This is a genomic window from Prosthecobacter sp. (genome assembly GCF_044373815.1).
Lineage (GTDB): Bacteria > Verrucomicrobiota > Verrucomicrobiia > Verrucomicrobiales > Verrucomicrobiaceae > Prosthecobacter.
The window spans coordinates 1-2,669 of sequence record NZ_JBIPNG010000685.1; the positions used below are offsets into that span (position 1 = coordinate 1).

Consider the following 2,669-nt stretch of genomic DNA (forward strand, 5'->3'; position numbering starts at 1 on the left):
AAATGCCCAGCGAAGCACAGGCAAACACCATGCGCTTCGGCGGCGTGGCTGCCGCCGCGCTCGAAAGTCGCGGCATCATCGCCTCAAGAAACGGCAGGGCCAGCGAGACACCAGAACCGTGCAGAAAGGCGCGGCGGGAAATGGCAGGGCGTGTGATCATGGTGTGTTGGAGTCGGATTAAAACGTCGGTTACTTGCTCAAAAACAGCGGAGACTGCACCACCGCATGCACCAGTGAACGCAAACCCGAGCCATCAGCTTTGGCTTGCTTGGAGATGGCATCAATCGCATCGCGATCCGCAAACTGAATGCCCGCCCCCGTGCCGTAAGTGACAAGATTGCCAGCCAGCGCTCGCATCACTTGATCCTGCTGATCGAGCAGCAGTTTCTTGAACTCGGTGATGCCCTGAAACTTGCGGCCATCCGCCAGCTCGCCGCTGGCATCCACCGGCAGGCCTTCCTTGTACTGCCAGATGTTCTGGCCGCGAAGTTTGCGCTTCACATTGGCACCTTTCTCATTGGAGCGGTAGTTCTCACGGAAGCCGCCAATGACATCAAAGCTCTCCAGCGCAAACCCTGGCGGGTCAATCTGCCGGTGGCAGGAGGCGCAACTCTCACTGTCACGGTGCTTTGCCAGTTGTTCGCGAATGGTGGTGCTTCCGCGCGTGTCGGGCTCGATGCCCGCCACATTGCCCGGAGGTGGTGGCGGCGGTTGCCCCAGCAGATGCTTCATGACCCAGGCCCCGCGAATCACCGGCGATGTGACCGTGCCATTCGCCGTGACCTTGAGCACACCGGCCTGCGTTAGCACTCCGCCACGCACACTGTCCTTCGGCAATGACACACGGCGGAATTGCTCACCGGCAACGCCCGGCAGCTCGTAATGCTCCGCCAGGCGGTTGTTCACCATGGCAAAGTCGCTGTGGATGAGATTGCTCACCGGCAGGTTTTGGGTCAGCAGCTCATTAAAAAACGCCTCCGTTTCCGTGACCATGCCCAGCTTCAGCAGCATGTCGTATTCAGGGTAAAGCTTAGTGTCCGGCGTAGTCGCGTCGATGTTGCGCAGTTCCAGCCACTGGCCCACAAAGTTGGTCACGAACGTTGCCAATTTCGGTCCTTTGAGCAGACGCTCGGTCTGGGCTTTCAGCACCGCCGGTTGGCTCAACTTCCCCGCACTCGCCACCTTCATCAGTTCCTCATCCGGCATCGAGCTCGTGAGGAAATACGACAGCCGCGTGGCCAAAGCGCGATCACTGAGCCTGCCCGGATGCTCTTCCAAAAGAAGGAAACCAGGTGACGTCAAAATGGCACGCAAGCCCACACGCATGGCATCTTCAAAGGTGCTGCCCGCATCCAGCGACTGAGTGGCAAGCGCGATGTAAGGTGCCGCCTCATCCTGCTCCAACGGCCGCCGAAACGCACGTGCCGCAAAGCCGTTGAGACCATTGGCAATCGCCAGCTTCACGTCCGTAGGCGCGAGTTCATAGCCGAGTTGCTTGCCATCGCGAAACTTCTTCTGCTTGTCACCCAGTTCGGTCAGCGGCACATCACCCAGCACCTTCTTCAGGCTCGCTGGTGGCCATTCAGAAGCGAGCGGCCCCTCCACTTCAATCCATTGCATCGCGAGACCCGTTCCCAGGAATTCAGCAGCACCGACATTATAAATGTTCTGCCCCTTCTTGTCTCGGCCCACACGGTCACAGTTGATCACGATGTGCTCGGTGCCATCCAGCCGCGTCGTGAATTCAAACTCACGCGGTTTGTCCGCCGGCAGTTCGCAGTAGCTCAGCAGGCGCTTCTGCTTGTAGTTGTTGCTGTAGATCATCAGCGTCAGCGGCTCACCTTCACTCTGGAAGGCGTTGCCGGAGATCTTGATGCGGTAGTTGCCCGGACCCGGCAGGCGGCACTGCTTCAGGCCCACCAGATAGTCACCCGTGGTGAACATGATGACTTCCTTGTCGTTCTCACGAAACATCACTCGGTGCCCGCTCTTCGGATTGGTCTTGTCGGACAGAGTGCCTGGCGGCGTGTCGAGGTTCTTTCGAATTCCCTGCTCGTTTTTGTAGCTGTAGCGCTGATTGATCCCCACCGGCCGTTTGCTCAGCACGATGGCCGCATCCAGCGCAGCATCAGCAGCTTCCAGATACTTCTCGATTTGCAGCTGCGAAAAACGCAGACCTTCCGCCACAGTATCAAACCCATGCAGCGGCGTGTCTTCGGGCAGGATGTGCTTCAGGGGGACAGAGATGCCAAGCAAATCATGCACCGTATTCTCATACTCCGTGCGGTTCAGCCGGCGCAGCACCGTGCGTCCGTTCTTCGCCTGCTGCCCCAGCTCATAGTCACGCAGCGGTGCCTTGAGCGCTGACTGAAAGCCCTGCAAGGCCGTAGCCTCTGGCCGGGGCTTCTTCGCAGGCGGCATCTCGCCTTTGCTCACACGATCATAGACCTTCACCCACAGGTCGAAATTCTTCCGATCCTCCGGCTTGAATGACAACGCGGTCAGATCCAGCCCGCCTTTCTTCACATCACCATCATGGCACTCGGTGCAGTGCTGCTCCAAGAAAGGAGTGACAGGCGGCAGCGGTGCGGCACTGGCCGTACTGCCGAGGATCAAAGAAACAAAGAAGCGTTGCATGGCTGAAACGAAAGAAAGCGCTGATTATTGGC

At 58.7% G+C, this 2,669-nt stretch carries 1 protein-coding gene; it reads right to left on the reverse strand.

The window, feature by feature from the left end:
• Positions 1–189: 189 nt before the first annotated feature.
• Positions 190–2,637: a DUF1592 domain-containing protein gene (locus ACIREA_RS30255; RefSeq protein ID WP_397386038.1), complete on the reverse strand. Its 2,448-nt coding sequence runs from the start codon at positions 2,635–2,637 to the stop codon at positions 190–192.
• Positions 2,638–2,669: the final 32 nt, after the last annotated feature.